The organism is Patescibacteria group bacterium, from assembly GCA_034520665.1.
GTDB lineage: Bacteria > Patescibacteriota > Patescibacteriia > JAXHNJ01 > JAXHNJ01 > JAXHNJ01.
On record JAXHNJ010000001.1, the window covers coordinates 205,409 to 223,777 of the forward strand.

Annotated in this window: 23 protein-coding genes; 21 read left to right on the forward strand and 2 right to left on the reverse strand. The window is 34.8% G+C overall.

Translation table 11 applies throughout. From position 1 onward, the window contains the following. The first annotated feature begins 247 nt into the window (after positions 1-247). The 4 genes from pcm to U5L76_01080 all read left to right on the forward strand — a co-directional run bounded on the left by pcm (position 248) and on the right by U5L76_01080 (position 3,897). Positions 248-871 (forward strand): protein-L-isoaspartate O-methyltransferase, encoded by a 624-nt coding sequence (pcm, locus tag U5L76_01065; protein MDZ7798187.1) that lies wholly within the window; start codon positions 248-250, stop codon positions 869-871. A 74-nt stretch (positions 872-945) separates the two neighbouring features. Continuing rightward, positions 946-2,022: a sugar phosphate nucleotidyltransferase gene (locus U5L76_01070; GenBank protein MDZ7798188.1), complete on the forward strand. Its 1,077-nt coding sequence runs from the start codon at positions 946-948 to the stop codon at positions 2,020-2,022. Then, complete coding sequence (gene mltG, locus U5L76_01075) at positions 2,023-3,054, forward strand: endolytic transglycosylase MltG (protein MDZ7798189.1); 1,032 nt, start codon at positions 2,023-2,025, stop codon at positions 3,052-3,054. It abuts the gene before it with no gap. Positions 3,055-3,216: 162 nt separating this feature from the next. Beyond that, entirely contained in the window at positions 3,217-3,897 is a 681-nt protein-coding gene (locus U5L76_01080) for a hypothetical protein (protein ID MDZ7798190.1), read from the forward strand. Positions 3,898-3,969: 72 nt separating this feature from the next. Here U5L76_01080 and U5L76_01085 read toward each other — a convergent pair whose 3' ends face one another. Beyond that, the gene (locus U5L76_01085; protein MDZ7798191.1) at positions 3,970-4,644 is read right to left on the reverse strand and encodes a glycerophosphodiester phosphodiesterase family protein; all 675 of its coding nucleotides are present in this window, start codon (positions 4,642-4,644) and stop codon (positions 3,970-3,972) included. Positions 4,645-4,682: 38 nt separating this feature from the next. On the opposite strand from U5L76_01085, the gene pyrH reads away from it, so the two are divergent. The 7 genes from pyrH (at position 4,683) to rplL (ending at position 8,684) form a co-directional block, all read left to right on the forward strand. Then, on the forward strand, positions 4,683-5,369 hold the full coding sequence (gene pyrH, locus U5L76_01090) for a UMP kinase (GenBank protein ID MDZ7798192.1): 687 nt from the start codon (positions 4,683-4,685) through the stop codon (positions 5,367-5,369). Beyond that, positions 5,369-5,647 (forward strand): hypothetical protein, encoded by a 279-nt coding sequence (locus U5L76_01095; GenBank protein ID MDZ7798193.1) that lies wholly within the window; start codon positions 5,369-5,371, stop codon positions 5,645-5,647. Before pyrH ends, U5L76_01095 begins: the two co-directional genes overlap by 1 nt. A 24-nt stretch (positions 5,648-5,671) precedes the next feature. Further along, a complete protein-coding gene (heR, locus tag U5L76_01100) occupies positions 5,672-6,478 on the forward strand; it encodes a heliorhodopsin HeR (protein ID MDZ7798194.1) in 807 nt (268 codons plus the stop codon). 124 nt (positions 6,479-6,602) lie between these two features. After that, the gene (locus U5L76_01105) at positions 6,603-6,935 is read left to right on the forward strand and encodes a pyrimidine dimer DNA glycosylase/endonuclease V (GenBank protein MDZ7798195.1); all 333 of its coding nucleotides are present in this window, start codon (positions 6,603-6,605) and stop codon (positions 6,933-6,935) included. A gap of 88 nt (positions 6,936-7,023) precedes the next feature. Further along, entirely contained in the window at positions 7,024-7,386 is a 363-nt protein-coding gene (locus U5L76_01110; protein ID MDZ7798196.1) for a hypothetical protein, read from the forward strand. A 255-nt stretch (positions 7,387-7,641) separates the two neighbouring features. Beyond that, positions 7,642-8,163 carry a 50S ribosomal protein L10 gene (rplJ, locus tag U5L76_01115; protein MDZ7798197.1) on the forward strand — a complete coding sequence of 174 codons (522 nt, stop codon included), beginning with the start codon at positions 7,642-7,644 and terminating at the stop codon, positions 8,161-8,163. Between the two features lie 41 nt (positions 8,164-8,204). Next, entirely contained in the window at positions 8,205-8,684 is a 480-nt protein-coding gene (rplL, locus tag U5L76_01120; GenBank protein MDZ7798198.1) for a 50S ribosomal protein L7/L12, read from the forward strand. Between the two features lie 168 nt (positions 8,685-8,852). On the opposite strand, the gene U5L76_01125 is transcribed toward rplL, so the two are convergent. Beyond that, complete coding sequence (locus tag U5L76_01125) at positions 8,853-11,132, reverse strand: hypothetical protein (GenBank protein MDZ7798199.1); 2,280 nt, start codon at positions 11,130-11,132, stop codon at positions 8,853-8,855. A 78-nt stretch (positions 11,133-11,210) separates the two neighbouring features. Between U5L76_01125 and U5L76_01130 the strand changes: the two genes are divergently transcribed. From U5L76_01130 to U5L76_01175, 10 genes are all read left to right on the forward strand, one after another. Continuing rightward, positions 11,211-11,774, forward strand: a complete 564-nt coding sequence (locus tag U5L76_01130) for a winged helix-turn-helix domain-containing protein (protein ID MDZ7798200.1) — start codon at positions 11,211-11,213, stop codon at positions 11,772-11,774. Beyond that, on the forward strand, positions 11,764-12,297 hold the full coding sequence (locus U5L76_01135; protein MDZ7798201.1) for a TrmH family RNA methyltransferase: 534 nt from the start codon (positions 11,764-11,766) through the stop codon (positions 12,295-12,297). Before U5L76_01130 ends, U5L76_01135 begins: the two co-directional genes overlap by 11 nt. Positions 12,298-12,323: 26 nt before the next feature. Continuing rightward, complete coding sequence (locus tag U5L76_01140; GenBank protein ID MDZ7798202.1) at positions 12,324-12,905, forward strand: Type 1 glutamine amidotransferase-like domain-containing protein; 582 nt, start codon at positions 12,324-12,326, stop codon at positions 12,903-12,905. Further along, positions 12,902-13,681: an alpha/beta hydrolase gene (locus U5L76_01145; protein ID MDZ7798203.1), complete on the forward strand. Its 780-nt coding sequence runs from the start codon at positions 12,902-12,904 to the stop codon at positions 13,679-13,681. Before U5L76_01140 ends, U5L76_01145 begins: the two co-directional genes overlap by 4 nt. Beyond that, positions 13,678-14,895: an alpha/beta fold hydrolase gene (locus tag U5L76_01150; protein MDZ7798204.1), complete on the forward strand. Its 1,218-nt coding sequence runs from the start codon at positions 13,678-13,680 to the stop codon at positions 14,893-14,895. The genes U5L76_01145 and U5L76_01150 overlap by 4 nt, the downstream gene beginning before the upstream one ends. Continuing rightward, entirely contained in the window at positions 14,892-15,305 is a 414-nt protein-coding gene (gene tsaB / locus U5L76_01155) for a tRNA (adenosine(37)-N6)-threonylcarbamoyltransferase complex dimerization subunit type 1 TsaB (protein MDZ7798205.1), read from the forward strand. Before U5L76_01150 ends, tsaB begins: the two co-directional genes overlap by 4 nt. After that, complete coding sequence (locus U5L76_01160) at positions 15,293-15,910, forward strand: MBL fold metallo-hydrolase (GenBank protein MDZ7798206.1); 618 nt, start codon at positions 15,293-15,295, stop codon at positions 15,908-15,910. The genes tsaB and U5L76_01160 overlap by 13 nt, the downstream gene beginning before the upstream one ends. A 600-nt stretch (positions 15,911-16,510) precedes the next feature. Then, positions 16,511-16,942 (forward strand): division/cell wall cluster transcriptional repressor MraZ, encoded by a 432-nt coding sequence (gene mraZ / locus U5L76_01165; protein ID MDZ7798207.1) that lies wholly within the window; start codon positions 16,511-16,513, stop codon positions 16,940-16,942. 29 nt (positions 16,943-16,971) lie between these two features. Beyond that, on the forward strand, positions 16,972-17,934 hold the full coding sequence (gene rsmH, locus U5L76_01170; GenBank protein MDZ7798208.1) for a 16S rRNA (cytosine(1402)-N(4))-methyltransferase RsmH: 963 nt from the start codon (positions 16,972-16,974) through the stop codon (positions 17,932-17,934). Positions 17,935-17,961: 27 nt separating this feature from the next. Beyond that, positions 17,962-18,324 carry a hypothetical protein gene (locus U5L76_01175; protein ID MDZ7798209.1) on the forward strand — a complete coding sequence of 121 codons (363 nt, stop codon included), beginning with the start codon at positions 17,962-17,964 and terminating at the stop codon, positions 18,322-18,324. Positions 18,325-18,369 lie beyond the last annotated feature (45 nt).

Below are 18,369 nucleotides of genomic sequence, written 5' to 3' on the forward strand. Positions count from 1 at the left end.
GAAAACAAACCTCTTCATCCGCGTAGCTGGAGATTTATCTCCAGATTCAAATCGCCGGATAAATCCGGCGCCAGAGAGATTAGAATAATATTATTTCCTGGCGCAACATTTATGTGGCGAAATTTTAAAAAAGATTTATCCGCCAGTATAAAACTTAACCCCATAAATCTCTTGATTCATTATACAGACTTTCGCTTGCTTCAAAAGGTAAAATAAGGTAAATTATAAATATAGATAAACAAAACTTATGAAACATTTAGTCGAAAAATTAAAAAGAGAGGGGATACTGAAAACCCCGCGAATTATTAAAGCTTTTACAGAGATCAATCGGGCTGATTTTATGCTGGAAGAATTTAAGGATGATTATGAAGAGGATATTCCCATGTCAATAAATTACGGTCAGACTATTTCTCAACCCCTAACCGTGGCTTTTATGCTAGAGTTACTGCAGCCCCAAGAAGGGGATAGGATTATGGATGTTGGTTCGGGTTCAGCCTGGAGCAGTGCCTTATTGGCTTATATAGTCGGTGAAGAGGGTAAGGTTTATGCAGTAGAAAGAATTCCCCAGCTAAAAACTTTTGGCGAGAATAATTTGAAAAAATACGGCTTTTCTAATATTGAATTATTTTGCGGGGACGGCACTCGGGGTTTGGCTGAATTTGCTCCCTTTAATTGTATTCAGGTAGCCGCGGCCGCCCAGAAAAAAATTCCTGAATCTCTGAAAGAACAACTAGAGATTGGCGGTCGTTTAGTGATACCTGTGGGGCAGGGCAGTCAGGAGATGATTCTTTTGACTAAGAAAACCAAGAATAATTTTAAAGAAGAAAAATATCCTGGCTTTCAGTTTGTGCCTTTGATTGAAGAAGAATAAAAACCACGAATTTATCAATCACTAATCTCACTAATATTTATTCTCTTTTTAATAGAGTCTAAACAATTTAAATTATGAAAGTAATTATATTGGCCGGCGGCGGCGGTACCAGGCTCTGGCCGGTCAGCCGTAAAAAAAGTCCCAAGCAGTCCCAGAAGATTTTGGGTCAAGAAACATTGCTGCAAAAAACCTTTAAGCGTCTGAAAAAAGGTTTGAATTTGAATAGTATTTATATTTCTACTGGTCAAGATTATTATCAGGAAGTAAAAAAACAAATTCCAGCTTTAAAAAAATCCCAGTATATATTAGAACCCCAGGCTAAAAACACGGCGGCTGCTATTGGTCTAGCCGCTTGTATTTTGCATAAAAAAAACCCGGAAGAAATAATGGTTATGGCTAACGCTGATCATTATATTGATAAAGAAGCTGAATATATTAGAGTTTTAAAAACAGCCGAAAAAGCAGTTCAAAAATATCCAAACCAAACCGTATTAATCGGCCTTAAGCCGGAGTATCCGGAAACCGGCTATGGTTATATTAAATTTTCTTCTCTTAAAGATAAGATCGGAAAATATAAAATTTATCAAGGAGATAGATTTGTTGAAAAACCGGATCATAAAAAAGCCAAGCAATACATTAAAAAAGGCCATTACCTCTGGAATCCGGCTATGTTTTGCTGGCGGGTGGAGCATTTATTAAATTTATTTAAAAAACATTTACCGGCCCATTACCAGTCTTTAATGAAAATTCAAAAAGCCCGGGGCACCAAAAAAGAAAAGTCTACATTAGAAAAAGAATTTAAAAAGATGAAAAATATTTCTATAGACTTTGGCTTGATGGAAAAAATAAAAAAGATGCTGGTTATTCCGGCTTCTTTTGGCTGGATTGATGTTGGCAGCTGGCGTAGTGTCAAGGAAATACTATCAAAAAACCCGGGCGAAAATGTTATCCGAGGTAATCATATCGGCGTGGACACCAAAGGTACCATGGTTTATAATTTATCCCAGCAACTCATTGCCACGGCCGGAGTCGAGGATATGATAATTATTAATACCAGTGATGCTATTTTAGTTTGTCCTCTGGACCAGGCGCAAAAGGTTAAAAAAATCGTGGCCAGGTTGAAAAAACAAAATAAGAATAAATATTTATAAATGTCACCTCGTAAAAAAATTTATTATATTTCTATCTCTCTAGTATTAGTTTTGGTGCTAGTGATTTTTTATTTTGTTAATTTAATTTCCACGCCAGCCTCAGATGAAAATTTAGAAAAAGAAATAATTATTAAAAAAGGCGAAGGTCTCTCAACCATTGCCGAGGTTTTAGAAGCCAAGCATTTAATTAATAATGTAACCGCTTTTAAAATATATGCTTTTATTGAAGGTGTGGCTTCCAAACTACAGGCCGGTACTTATAAACTTTCTACTAGTATGACGGTTAAAGATATAGTACAGGTCTTAAGTCAGGGAAAATTACTTTCCAACGAAAGAACTATTAAAATTTTAGAGGGATGGAATAACCAGGAAATTGCTGATTATCTGGCAGAAAATGAGATTGTGGCCAAAGATGATTTTTTAACAGCCGCCGGAGTAACTAATTCCCAGGAGATATTACCAGATGAAAGTTATGATTTTTTAAGTGATAAAGATGAATCAGTAGATTTAGAAGGTTATCTTTACCCGGATACTTACCGTATTTATAAAGATTCTGAGGCCAAAGATATTATTAAAAAAATGCTGGATAATTTTGGTGATAAATTAACCAGTGATTTAAGAGTAGAAGTAGAAAATCAGGACAAAACTATTTTTGAGATTGTTACCCTAGCTTCAATATTAGAAAAAGAGTTGGAAAAATATGAGGATAAGCAGATGGCAGCCGATCTTTTTTACCGACGGATGGAGATGGGTATGCCGCTTCAGTCAGACGCTACCGTTAATTATGCCACTGGCAAATCTGAAAGACAGCCAACCTATTCTGACTTAGAAGTTGACTCACGCTATAATACATATAAATACCAGGGCTTGCCACCGGGTCCAATTTGTAATCCTTCCATTGAATCCATCAAAGCGGCCATATATCCTGTTGATAATGAGTATTACTATTACTTGCACCCGGAAGACGGGGAAACAGTCTGGTCACGCACCGGTGAAGAACACGCCGAAAACAAGGCCCGGTATTTGGATTAATATTAAATATAGCCTTGACATAAACTGATTTTTGGTTTATTTTATATTGATAGTGTAATTATTGTAGTTAATCAAAAAAAAGCAAGAAAGGAGGAAAATCTTAATTTTTGGTTAATTAGTTAGATGGTTCTTTTTAAACTTACCTAAGGGGAGGTTTTTTTGATGAAAACTACTGCGATTATCATGTTTGTCCTTCTTTTCGCTTGTTCGGTTTCGGCCGATTGTCTCTATCCGCCCAATGACGGGATCTACACCACCACTGATGAGACCATACTCGGCGGCCGGGCTTCCGAAGCCTGGTGCTCGGGCAATCCTGGACAGGCCGGCAACACAATCAACGCCATGTCCTGGAACGGAACAACTCTGGCCGGGCAATGGAAAGTCTGGGGAATGATCAGTGAGGGAGCCGTAGAAACGGCCCGTGATATTGATGAAAATGGCACCGGCTGGATAGATTACGTTACCGACTACAATGAAGGCCGGTTCTGGCTGGACGGCGAAACATTCGGCAGCGGTTTAATGGATTACCAGGGGGATATCAGTTACTTCAATGTTTCAACCCGGGTGAGCTATGTTGGTGGCGAAATGATCGGTGTCACTTCCAATATTCTCTTTACCGGGATTTTTGACGACTGCGGCTGTGCTATCGAGTACGCCATTACCAACGCCATGCTGGTTTGGCAAACCGGCCAGCCCAATCAGCCGGCGGATTATCCGCCCTTCTTGTGCGCAGCCAATTCCGGCGAGTTTTTTGACATCTGCTGCATCCAGGCAAAGATTTACTGCGACCCGATCAGCACCGATGATTCAAGCTGGGGGGCGATCAAAGGCCTCTATAAGTAGCCATTTTTTTACGCAAAAGCAAACCCGCTCAATCTTTGAGCGGGTTTTTTCTATTTGAGAAAAGCACTCTTTTTAAAACCGATCCGGATAATTAGAAAAAAGTCCGTCGACTCCCAAGTTTTTCATTCTCTCGATATCATCTTTATCATTTACTGTCCAGACAAATATTTTTAAGCCTCGCGCATGAGCGTCATCAACAAATTCCTGGTTAATAAATTCCAAGTTTGGATTAATCGAATAAGTTCCCATTTTCTCGGCCAAAGTAGCGTAGTCAGCCGGCATGCCGCAGAGAAGAGCGCCAATTTTAATTTTTGGCTGAAGTTTTTTAATTTTTTGCAGTTCAATATGATTAAATGAACTAATTATAAAATCTTCATCACTCCAGCCTTTATTTTTGTATTGATTGATTATTTGGGCAACTGATTGGGCTGTGTTTTCTTCTTTAAGTTCAATATTAACGGGTACTTTTTTATCAATTAAATCAAGGACTTGTCTTAAGGTAGGAATTTTTTCACCGGCTACGGCCTCCAGCTTTTTTAATTCTTTTAAAGTTTTTTCCCAGACATAACCATGGCCATTTGTGGTTCGGTCAACTTTATCATCATGCATAACAACTAATTCTTCGCTGTGACATTGATAAACATCCAGCTCTATCATATCAACTTTTAGGTCAAGTGCTTTTTGAAAAGAGGCTAAAGTGTTTTCCGGAGCGTAACCGGCGGCGCCTCTGTGTCCAATTTTAAACATATTTTTTTATTATTATTTATATGTTATTATTATAACATATGAAAACAAAAAAAACTCATATTATTTCACTCGGTGGTTCAATAATTGTGCCGGATAAAATCAATATCACTTTTCTTAAAAAATTCAGGAAAATGATTTTATCTTTAGTCAAAAAAGGCCATCGATTTGTTATTGTTACGGGAGGAGGGAATACCGGAAGAGTTTATAATCAGGCGGCTAAAAAAATTGCTAAAATTAAAGATATTGACCTTGATTGGCTGGGTATCGCGGCTACTAAAATGAACGCGGAATTTATTCGGGTTATTTTTTCGGACTCTGCTTTTAAAAAAGTTATTACTAATCCAACTAAAAAAGTAAAAACAAATAAGAAAATTATTATTGGCTCTGGCTGGCGCCCGGGCTGCTCTTCGGATAAAGACACGGTTTTATTGGCCAAGCAGTTTAAAGCCAAAACTGTGATCAATCTTTTTGATAAAGATTATGTTTATGATAAAGATCCGGATAAATATAAAACAGCCCGCCCCCTCAAAGAAATTTCCTGGTCTGATTATTTAAAGATTATCGGCACTCAGTGGTCACCGCGTCTTTCCACACCCTTTGACCCGGAAGCTTCTAAGTTGGCTAAAAAGCATAAAATAAAAGTAATTATTATCAAAGGGACTAATTTAAAAAATTTGAAAAATTATTTATCCGGTAAAAAATATAAAGGAACGATCATTAAATAATGATAAAATTTCTTCATATAATAAATATTGTTTTATTTCTGGTTAGTATAATTATTCCGCCGCTTGATATAGCTTGTCCGGCCAGAAAAGCAGTAAACATAACTATGTTTTGTTTATTGGCGGTAGTTTTATTGGTAGATTTGTTTTTTATATTTTACTTTAATAAAAAAGAAAAAACCACTCATAAAAATTTAAGATATTTATTTATTTTTTACTTTTGTTTAATACTGGTTTTTGGCTCAATATTTTTTCTCTGGAGTCTTAGTTTAGTCTGTTAAATTTAATTAACTAAATACAAATTTATGGAAAACATTAAAACTCAGAGCGAGGCCTTAATTGACGACGGCCAAAGACGGAAGTTTAAAAATCTAAGAATTTTTAACTTAGTCATGTTCTTTTTTCACGCGGTTCAAGGGGTTTTAATGCTGATTTTATCTTCTGATTTTGCTTTACCAGTAACTTCCAGTTTTGTGGAAATGAATCAAGCCACTAGTAAACTGGCCCCTGTTTTAAAGACCGAATTTACTTTAGAAATTGGGCCACTGGTGGCTGGATTTTTGTTTTTGTCAGCTCTGGCTCATTTATTAGTATCCACGGTTTTTTATAAGTGGTATGTTAGAAATTTAAAGAAGGGGATAAATCCGGCCCGTTGGATTGAGTATTCTTTTTCAGCGTCTTTAATGATTGTGGTTATTTCTATGTTAGTTGGTATTTATGATGGTGTGGCTTTAATTTTAATTTTCTTTTTGAACGTTATGATGATTCTTTTTGGCTGGGTCATGGAAGTGCATAATCAAACCACAAAAAAAACCAATTGGCTTTCTTATATCTTTGGCTGTCTAGCCGGCGCTATTCCCTGGATAGCTATAGCCATTTATTTATTCAGTGCCGGCGAAGGGGATAACAAGGCGCCGACTTTTGTCTACTGGATTTTCTTTTCTATCTTTATTTTCTTTAATATTTTTGCCATTAATATGATTTTACAGTACAAAAAAACTGGTAAATGGAGAGATTATCTTTTTGGCGAGAAAGTTTATATTATTTTAAGCCTGGTGGCCAAGACACTTTTAGCCTGGCAGGTTTTTGCTGGTACTTTAAGGCCAGTGTAGGGAATGTAGAAGTCGTTGAAGGCGTTGAAGGTGTTCAAAGCGTCTTTAGGTTTTAATTTTGACTAGTCTCTAAGCGACTTTAACAAGCAAAATCAATTTAACAATTTTATCCATTAAACATTCTATGCGTATCTGGGATATTGACCCAAAATATTTATGCCGCCAGCATTTGCTGGGCGAGCACCGGGAGCTTCATGCTATTTGGACTATTTTGACTAAAAATAAAAAAGGCTATTCTCATCATCCGGAAACCTTAAGATGGCGAGGCAAACTCAAGGCGTTGTTTAATCGCCACGAAAAAATATTAAAAGAAATGAAAAAAAGAGGCTACCAGGAAGCCTCGCCCTTGAATAAAAAATTAGCTAAGGGTAAGACCCGGCAGGATGTTTTTATAAATACTAAAAAGGAACAAAAAGAAATTTTAAAGAAAAAGAAATGCGGGTGTTTTAGTAATTAATTTTTTTGACAGAGATAAAAATTTATGTTAATAAATTATCATAGATAGTTTTATTTAATTTGTTCATTTTATTTAAGGAGGTAGCTTCATGCATTGTTTAATTTGTGGAAAAGATTTTTCTGGTAAAACAGAGGATATTACAATTATTTCTCATAGAAAAATAAAGTATGCCGTATGTAATAAATGTTACGGTACTTGTGTATCTTGTGGTAAGAAATTTGAACCGGGAAGGGCTGGCATAACTAGATTAGTCTGCCCTGAATGCCGGAAAGCTCTGAATAGAAAAAATAGAGAGGAAAAATTTAATACTCATTTTTTGGATATGCCGGGTAAAAGAGCAGATTGGGTCTCTGACGATACATTTAACGAAATAAATAGGAGAAATTTTAAAAGCCGTATTGCGGATTTATTGGGTTGTGAGGATCATAATGAAGAAAGTTTTTCTTTGTAAAAGTATTAAAAAATTATGAGGGAATCTTAAAGGTTCCCTCCTTTTTATTATATCTTCTTGACATCTAAATTCAATCTGCTATACTAAGGATAACCTAAAATATTTGCCACAGATCGTCGGTGTCGCTTCAGTTGAGCTAAGCTCGACAAGCGCGACTCAATATCCGGCCGAGGTAAACAAAAAATGAGGGGAAATCCTTGTTTGTCGTGTAAAAATGGTCTGTGGTAACACAGATCTATTTTTAATCTTAAAAATATGGCTAAAACTAAGGCAAAAAAAGAAAAAGATTTAAAAAAAATTAAGAAAAGTTTGTCAGAAATGAAAACCCTGGTTTTTATTGATTATACGGGGGTGGGAGTCAATGAGGTTAATAAATTAAGGGAATCCTTGCGGGATAATCAAGTGGAATACTATATTGCTAAGCGTACTTTGCTAAAAAAAGCCTTTAAAGAATCAGATATTGATATTGATTGGGAAAAAGTGCCGGGCCCAGTAGCTTTAGCTTTTGGTCTGGAAGATGAAGTGATGCCGGCTAAGTTGATGTATGAGTTTAAAAAAGAACATGAAGAAATTGAATTTTTGGGCGGAGTTTTTGAAGATAATTTCATTGGCAAGGAAAAGGTTTTGGAACTGGCTAAATTACCGAGCCAGGAAGAGCTGATGTTTAAGACGGTTTATCTTATTAAATACCCGATTACCGGACTAGTCAATACTTTAAAGGGCTCTCTTAATAAATTAGTTTACGCCCTCAAGGCCGTCCAAGAAAGTAAAGTTTAATATAAATAATAATTAATAAAATTAATAAAGGAAAAATAATTATGGTAGAAGAAAAGAAATCTATTTCCGAAGAATCCAAAGAGGAAACTAAAGAAGAAAAAAAGACTGAAGAAAAAAAAGAAGCTAAAGATGTTGAGGTGCCGGCTAAGTTCAAAAAAATCGTGGAAGAAATTGAAAAAATGTCAGTGCTTGATCTTTCAGAGTTAGTCAAAATTCTGGAAGAAAAATTTGACGTTAGTGCGGCCGCTCCTGTGGCTGTGGCTGGCGGAGCCGCTGCTGGCGGAGAAGAAGGGGGAGCTGGCGAAGAAAAGTCAGAATTTGACGTAGAATTAGTAGAAGCCGGTTCAAACAAAATTAGTGTGATTAAAGTAGTCAGAGCAGTTACTGAAAAAGGTCTTAAAGAGGCCAAGGGTGTTGTTGATAAAGCACCGCAGGTAATTAAAGAAGCATTACCCAAGGAAGAGGCCGAGAAATTAAAGAAAGAGCTAGAAGAAGCCGGCGCTAAGGTTAATCTTAAATAAAAAAGATTTATACAAAAAAGCACTTCTAAACTAGAGGTGCTTTTTTTTAATTTTTAAATAATGATTTCTCGACTGCGTCGTGCTTAGTGCGACTTCGCTCGAAATGGATTATTTATTTTAACACCATTTCCACTGAGGAGGGAACGATGAGTGGAGAAATCTTTTAATTTATAGATTTATAGTAATTTCAAATAGTTTAGAGCTGGCCAGGAGGAAGGCTTTACTATTATCTTCGTCAACCGAAAAATCTTTTAAGTCATTAAATTGGTCAGAAAAATATTGGTTAACTAGGTTACCTTGTTTATCAAACTGAACCAATCTTTTATTTTGATTATCTAAAATATAAATATAATTTGAGTCTTCACTGGTCCAGACTTTCTCAGCTGAAGATAAAGCTGGGTCAATAATATCTAACGAGAAATCTTGTTCATAGCCCTGAAAGAGTTCAAGCAATTGGCCGTTTGATTTTAGTAAATATATTGAGCCGTCAATAACCAGAGAAACCCCGTCTTGTATATTTAAATCCGGATCTCTGATCCAAGCCGTGCTCGGACCAAAGCCAACTGTGCCGCGTTGGTGGCGATAAATTTGGTTTGACTGACTATCTAGATAATAAAAGCGTGAGCGGTAAACAGCTAAATCTTGTACATTCATATTTTCTTGCGGAAAATCAATAGTTAAAGGTGTCAGTACCCCGGTATTTTTATTAAGCTCAACCATACCTGGATTATTATCATAGAGTAGGACCGTGGAGGTAGTTTCCTGGACCATTTTTTGAAACTGACCAATATCCGTTAAGTTATTTTCAATGGTAATTACTTCGTTGCGGGTTAAATCAATTTCGTAAATATTATTATTAGCATTAATTAAATAGGCAAAGTCTCCAGCTTGAACCAGAGAGCTGACCGGAGAATAATTTTCTAATTCAGAAAAATCTTTTTTTAGTATAGGATTATCCACATTAACCACGTGAAGTGTTTTTTGGTATTCTTTTTCAATTCCGGTTTCTAATTCAGAATAAGTGGCCTTTTCTTCCTTGGATTTATTAGGCAGCTGGGCCAACAAGTCACGAGCCTGACCAAGAAGTTCTTTAGCTCCTCGCTCATCTTCATAGCTTAAAGCAGCTCCAGCCTCAAAGGTTAAGTCTTGGATTTGCCTGATTATTTCGGCTTCTCTTTCGGCTGATAATTTATTGTCATTCTGCCAGCCCAGGTAAACTATACTAGTGGCAAAAATAAAAAGTATTATCAAGGCAATGATCAGAGTTTTCTGAGCTTTTTTGGGAAGACGGCGAAAACGGAAAATGCCGCTGTGAATTTTACTCTCAGTTTTTTCTGGAATTTCTTTGAGTTTATTTTTAATAGTTTTAGGTTTTCTAAAAAGATTAAACAAAGCCCAGAAAAGACTGGCTAATCCCTGAGCTAGCCATTTTATACCTTTTGATAGGTAATTAAAAATATTTTTTAAATAATTTTTACCTGGCTTGGGTTTTTTTATCTTTTTTTCAGGAGAGTAGTATGAAGAATCCGGCAAAGATCTTTTAGGCCCTTTTTTTAGCACTTTTTTACGGTAAATACTACCTAAGACGGAAAAACTTTTTTTTATTGATTTAAAGAATTTAGGAAAAACTGAGGGTGAAAGATACTCTGAAGTTTTTTCTTCTTGACTTCTCAAATCCTGCATAGAAGCCTGAGGTGGGGTATATGAAGAGGAAAGAGCTGTATCGGAAGGACGACGAGATATATCTTTCTGCTCGGGCAGTTTTTCCGGGGTTGGTACCAGCTTGGAGACAATAGCGCCAAAAGAAGTGGCCGCATTGGCTTCAAGAAGAATTTTTTCCAGTTCTTTTGTTGAGTCAGAAGGTAAAGTATTAGAAATCACTCTTTTTAATTTTTCCTGCGAGAAATAATCAAGAAGAGAGGTAGTGCAGAAAAGAAGCTGATCTCCGGGATTAACATTACCTTCAATGATATTGGAAAATATTTTTAAAGGATTTATTTTTGCCCGTGGTTGTGAAGTTTTGGTAATGATATCAATAATTTTATCGCGGTGAATTAAAAAAGCATGAATACGGCCGATATGAGCTAAATATATTCTGGTACCGTGAATAACAGCAATAATAATATTAAACTTATCCAACCAGTTAGTGATGCCTTCGGAAATAATATGGTGCAGAGCTTGATTAGTTTTCGACAAAGCATTTTCAAAAGCGGCCTCAACATTTGTCTCCTCAGAATAATAAAAATGATTCTTTAGTTCTTGCTGAATAATATTTATGATCTCCTGGTTTATTTTTTCTTCAGAATCAATTTCACATATAACAAAGAGGCGTCCCAGATTTTTTTCTTCCAAAGGAGTGGGGCGTGATAAGAAAATATGAGTAGTACTCCGGGATTTATCCGGATCATAAATTAGTAATTGGTCAACTTCGGCTTTAGCTTTTGACATAATTTAGACTTATTATTTGCTGCTTTTTACTAAATATATTATACTATATATATAAATAATTGATAAGGGGTCTAAAATATGCTTGAACAATTATTTAGTTCAAGAACCAGAGTCAAGTTGATAAAACTTTTTATGCTCAATGAAGAGGAGTCTTATTTTATTCGTGAAATTTCTCGCAAAATAAAAGAGCATATAAATTCAGTGCGGCGTGAGTTGAATAACTTAGAATCAGTAGATTTAATCAACTCTTCCGGTCAGGGACAGAAAAAATACTATCAGGTTAATTCTGAGCATGTCATTTTTCCGGAATTAAAGTCTATGGTTTTTAAGTCTCAGATTTTTATGGAAAAAAGTTTTATCAAAAAAATACAAAAATCCGGACGGATAAAACTGCTTATCTTAACTGGTTTTTTTGCCGGGCAGGAAAATAACATTACTGATATTTTAATTGTCGGCAGTATTAACCGTAAAAAATTAAAAAGTCTGGTTAAAAAATTTCAAAAGAAAATTGACCACCCTCTTCATTACACTATTATGACTAATAAAGAATTTGAATACAGAAATAATTTAACAGACAAATTTTTATTTAATATTTTAGAGGGTAAAAAGATAGTTTTAGTGGATAAGATTGATGCCAGCTAAAAATAAAAATAAATTATACTTAATAGCTCACAATATCCGCTCACTTCATAATGTCGGTTCTCTTTTTAGAACCGCCGATGGTGCCGGAGTGGATAAAATTATTTTATCCGGTTATACGGGCTCACCGCCGTGCCAAAAAATCAGCAAAGTAGCTTTAGGAGCTGAGGAAAATGTACCTTTTGAAAAAACAGAAGATATTAATTCTTATATTAAAGACTTAAAAAAGCAAGGCTTTAAAATCATAGCCTTAGAAACTAAATCTCAAGGTAAAAATATATATAAATTTAAGCCCAAATTCCCTCTAGCCTTGCTTATTGGCCATGAAAAAAGGGGATTACCGGCCGAGATATTAGAGTTAGCTGACCAAATACTGGAAATACCAATGAGAGGTCAGAAAAAGTCATTAAACGTGGCCGTGGCGGCTGGAGTGGCTCTTTATCAGATATTGAGGGATTGTCACCCTTCGGGTGATCCGCCTTGTCTGCCACAGGCAGGCTCTGGCGGAAGATATCTAGATATTTAGTGATTAAGATAAATTAATTTAATTATATGACAAAGTTTATTTTCCATGGTGGGGAAACAAAAGTAAAAAATGTTCATAACCAAAATTATTTTAACGAAATAGTCAAGGGCTTAAAATCACCGGTAAAAGGGCTGGAAATTCCTTTTGCCAGACAAAGAGATAAATGGCAAAGTGGAGTTTTACGTGATAAAAAAAAGTTCCAGAGAAATCTTAAAGATAATAAAAAAGTTGAATTAGATTTAGCTAGTGAAAAATCTTCAATTCTACGTCAGCAAATTAAAAAAGCCGAGGTGGTTTTTATTATTGGCGGCTTGGAGATGAAGTGTTTAAAAGAAAATCTGAAAAAAATAAAAGATTTTAAGCAATTAATTAAAGGAAAAGTAGTGGCTGGTTCATCAGCTGGAGCTTATGTTTTAAGTCAGTATTATTATACTCATGGCCGAGCCAGGGTAGAGGAAGGCCTGGGAATTTTGCCAGTAAAAACAATAGCTCACTATGAAAAAGAAAAAGATAAAGGTAATCTAAAAAAATTATCGGAAAAAAACGGCCAATTAAAAATTATCAAAATACCAGAAACACAATATGTGGTTATAAATAAAGTATTATGAGAAAAGAAGTTTTATTTAAGAATAATTTAAATCAAAAACTAGTCGGTGATTTATATCTGCCAAAGAATATTAATAAACCGCCGGTAATTATTGTAATGCACGGATATCAAGGAGGGAGAAAGGGGATAGCAAGGCTAGCCGCAGATTTTGCCTTAAAAAAAGGATTTGCAGTTCTTGCCTTTGATCGCTCGGGTCATGGGGAAAGTCAGGGGGATTATAGTCAATACACTGTTTCCCAGGGAGCTAATGATTTGAAGTCATCGGTTAATTTTCTTTTGAATAATAATCAAGTTGATATTAATAGAATCGGTCTAATGGCTACATCCGGTTCTGCTTATGAGGCTATTATTTATAGTTCACAAAATAACAATCATTTGAAATCTTTAGTATTATCAGTACCAGTAACTAATTATAAAAAAATTGGGGCGGGCCATCCGGAATTTTTACCGGAAAATTTAAATAAATGGCAAGATAAAGGGGTAATTCGGGGAGAAGATAAAAATTTTCCCGGTCTAAAATATAAATTTGTCGAAGATTTTGAAAAATATAATCTTTTCAATTTAGCTAAGAAAATTAATATACCCACTCTGGTGCATTATGCAGAAAAAGATTCTATTATTTCGGAAGCAAAAAAAGATTCAAAAATATTATATAAAAATCTTTCAGCGCAAGAAAAAAATATTTTTGGTACACCGACTGACCATGGCTATCATAAAACGGATTTAAGAGAGGACATATTTGAAAGATTTTTTAGGTGGTTTAAAAAGTATTTATGAGAAAAGAATTTTTTATAAAAAAACCGCCTTCGTATGGACTACGGCGGTCAAGTAAAAAAAGTCAGAGAATTCCCTGTGTTTTGTATTCTAAAGATAATAAAATAGATCCTAAGATACCGACTGTGATTTATTGCCACGGCTTTACCGGACACAAAGAAGAGCACTGGTATCCCAGGTTTTTTTCTTTGTTTCCTAAAAAGGACTATCAATTAGTGGCTTTTGATATGTACGCTCATGGCCAGAGTCAGGAGAAGTTTATTGATTTTACTTTATCTAAAGCCTTGTCTGACTATAAAAGGGTTTATAATTACGTGGCCAACCAAGGCGTCAAAAGAATAGCTATAGCCGGGCATTCTCTGGGCGGTGCAGCCAGTATTTTAGTGGCTAATGATTGGGATATTCATTGTTTAATCTTGCTTTCGCCGGTGACTGACCGTTTTTATTTTGAAAGGAATTTATTAAACACTAAAAAGAAAAAAAAATTTCTTAATAAAATGAGTTTTTTTAAGTATACTGATTCAGTCGGTTTGGTTTTTAAGGTCGGGGACAAATTTTTTAAGGATTTTTTAAAACATAGAATAAGAAGAAAAGCTGCTAGAATAAAAAAGCCAATTCTATTAATTCACGCGGAAAAAGATAATTCAGTGCCTTTAAAAGAGGGTAAAGAATTGAATAAAACCTTTGATTTTGATATTACAGATTTTAAAATAATTAAAGGAGCGGATCATGGTTTTAAAGCGGCTAAATACCACAATCAGGTGATAAAACACTTTTTTAGGTGGACAGACAGATATCTTAAAAAGAGAATTGATGAGGTAGTGACCGTATTTATTAAAAGAGAGGACGGACGAATTTTACTTTTAAAAAGAAGCCAGAAATTGGGCACTTATCAGGGTTTATGGTTTGGGGTTGGTGGTTATGTGGATGACCAAGAATCGCCAAGAAAGGCTGTTTTCCGGGAAATTAAAGAAGAGCTTAACTTAAATAAAGATAAAATTAAAATAATAAAAAAAGCCGCACCTTATCGATTTGATGATAAAAAGTATGATAAGGACTGGCGTATTCATACCTTTCTTTGTCAGGCCAAATCAGGTAAAATAAAAACAGATTGGGAAGCTGATGAATACAAATGGGTCCAGCCAAAAGATATTCTAAAATATAAAACAGTGTCAATTACTAAAAAAGGATTAAAACAAGTTGGATTAATTAAATGAATTTAATTATCAACACAGCCAATAGGAATAAAATAATCGTGGCTATTGGTGATAATAAAAATATTATTAAAGAAAGTTTAGAAACTAGTTTTCATGAATCAGAAAAACTTATTCCATTAATTAAAAAAGTTTTAAAAAAAGCGAAAAAGCAATTAAAGAAGATTAAAAAAATAATTGTAGTCACTGGACCAGGGCCTTTTACTTCTTTGCGTATTGGCATCGGAGTGGCTAATGCTCTGGCTTTGAGTTTAAATATTGCAGTAGTTGGATTTAAAAAAGATGAATTTAAGAGTATCAAGGATTTGATCAAAAAGTCGGAAAACAAAAAATTAAAGAAAAATAATTTTGTTAAACCTTTTTATGATAAAAAACCGAATATTACTAAACCGAAAAAACCATGGTTGAAATAAAACCCTTTATTTTAGGACCCTTGCAGAATAATTGTTTTGTAATAAATGATAAGAACAAAAAAGCAGCGATTATTGACCCAGGCTATCCCGAGGAAGAGTTAATATTTTATCTTAAAGATAATCAACTGGAGGTTAAATATATTTTGGTTACTCACGCTCATTTTGATCATGTTTCATTTGTGCCGGAAATCAAAGAAACTACCGGAGCTAAAATTGCCATGGCTGCTAAAGAAATACCCTTGATTAAAGGCTCATATGAATGGGGCGGTTCAGGCATGGGTTATGAAGTGGATAATTTTAAGCCGGATGAATATTTAGAAGATGGTGATATTATAAAAGTGGGCTTAATGATTTTTAAAGTTATTTCAACACCAGGGCATTCGCCGGGTGGGGTTTCTTTTTATTTAACTAAAGAAAAGATTTTATTTTCCGGTGACACCTTGTTTGCTGGGACAGTTGGGAGGACAGATCTGCCAGGCTCCAGTGAAAAAGTTCTCTGGCAGGGTATAAAAAAGAAAATTTTTACTCTACCGAAAGAGACCAGAATATTACCCGGACACGGACCCGAGACTAGTGTTGGGCAGGAAAAAGAATTACAGGGGTAATTATTAGGTTCTTTCTGTGGCCAGAATATTTAAGAAACAAGAGACAAGAAACAAGTAACAAAAAAATTCCAATTATCAATTTTTCAAACTTTAATAATTAAAACCTATTTGATAATTGAAACTTGAAATTTTATTATTGTTCGTATTATTGTTTCTTGTTTTTTTGTATCTTGAATAAAATTCTCAGACCCCAAATGCTAAAAGGCTATTGTTAGTAATTTTTTTTGCTTAGGAATATAAGATCTTTTTTTTAAAAAAAATGTAATGTTTGAAAGGGGTAACTGGGGTTTTATTAAAATAAGAAAATATAAAAATATAATATAGCCCAGGCTTTTTTGGTCTGCGCTTTTTAATTTTACTTTAAAACAGAAGTTTTCTAATAATAACTACTTGCTTACACCCCTCACCTTTATAAAAGTGGGGGATTGACATATATGTGGAAAAGTATTGTGGTTGACAAATAAACTATTGTGGGGTAAAATGGAAATGAGAGGTGAAAAGTGGATAAATGTGGGGATAAGTAATCATTTCTGTGGATAAGCCTTAGCGAACAACACTTTTCACTTAAATTATTAAAACTTTATTTTTTCCACAAATAAAATGTTTATTGGCGAATATTATCATTCAACTGATCAAAAAGGCCGTCTGGCCATTCCCAAAAAATTCCGGAGTGATTTATCTAAGGGAGCAGTAGTGACCAGGGGATTGGACAAGTGTCTTTTTATATATACAAAAAAAGAGTGGCAAGCTTTAGCTGATAAGTTAGCTTCTTTACCTATATCTAAAGCTAACACTCGGGCCTTTGCTCGTTTAATGCTGGCCGGAGCTATGGAAGTGGGAGTGGATAAGCAGGGGCGAGTGCTTTTACCAGATTACTTAAGAAAATACGCCGGCATAAAAAAGCAGGTGGTAGTAGCCGGTCTCTATAATCGCATTGAAGTTTGGGATAAGTTAGCCTGGAATAAATATAAAACCAATACAGAAAAACAATCCAGCGATATCGCCGAGGCTTTAGAAGGATTAGGCGTTTAAAATACTTTTAAATTAAATTATTTCATTTTGTGCATATACCGGTTTTAAAAAACGAGGTTATAAGATACCTTGATTTAAAATCAGGTGATAATGTCATTGATTTAACAGTCGGTGGCGGGGGGCACGCGCGGCATATTTTGGCTAGAATAGCTCCGAAAGGAAAGCTGATTGGTTTGGACTGGGATAAAAAAGCCCTGAAAATAGCCAGGGAGAACCTGAAAAAATACAAAAAAAGAATTAACTTAATCCAGGCCAATTATAAACAAATAAAAAAAATAAAAAATGAACAGTTTAATCTACTTACAATTAATGCTATTTTACTCGACCTTGGTTTCTCATCAATTACACTCGAGGATAAATCTAGAGGATATTCTTTTCAAACTGATGGGCCACTAGATATGCGCTATAATCCGGCCGAAACCGAAAAAACAGCCGCCGGAATATTAAACCATTACTCTCAAAGAAAATTATCTGAGGTGTTCAAAAAATTTGGTGAGGAAAAGTTAGCTGTTCCTATAGCCAGAGAAATTGTAAAAAAAAGAAAAAAGAAAAAGTTTAAAACAACAAAAAATTTAGTACAGGCAATAATTAATACCTACAAAGATAAATATAATATAAATAAAAAAGAACCTTTTATAAAAAGAAAAGATAAAATACATCCGGCTACTAAGGTTTTTCAAGCTCTGCGCCTTGAAGTTAATGACGAGTTGGATAATCTTAAAAAAGCTCTACCCCAAACTTTAGAAATTTTGGAAAAAGGAGGTAGACTGGGCGTAATTTCTTTTCATTCACTGGAAGACCGAATAGTTAAAAACTTTTTTAAAAAAGAGGCAAAAAAATGTATTTGCCCGCCGGAATTTCCGGTTTGTCGCTGTGGCCATGAAAAAAGCCTAAAGATTATAACTAAAAAGCCAGTTAGAGCTTCTGAAGAAGAAATCAAGAAAAACCCTAAAAGCCGCAGTGCTAAATTAAGGATAGCTGAAAAAATATAGAAAAAATAAATAAAGAGAAAAATAAAAATGACAAAATTTTCCCAGAAATTCCAAAGTCAGAGAAGATCTCGTCTGGCTAAACCGAGCTTTTTAAGTAAGCTAAAAATCAGCCGCCAAAAGCTGAGTGTGGCTTTATTTTTATGTTTGATTATTACTGGCTTGGCCTATCTGGCAGTGATTAATAATGTTTCTATCCGAGGCTTTGAAATAAAAGAACTAGAAAAAAGAGTAGGGGATTTAAAAGAAGAAAATAAAAATCTGGAAATGAAAACAGCTCAGCTGCAATCTATGGAGGTTATTGCCCAGGCTTCAAAAGGCTTAGACTTAGAGCTGGCAGAAAAAGTGGAGTATCTGGAAGTGAAAGCTCCCTTTGTGGTTTTGAAAGATTAACTTGTTTTTAAAGAATATTTCCGGTAAACTAAAATTTAATATTTT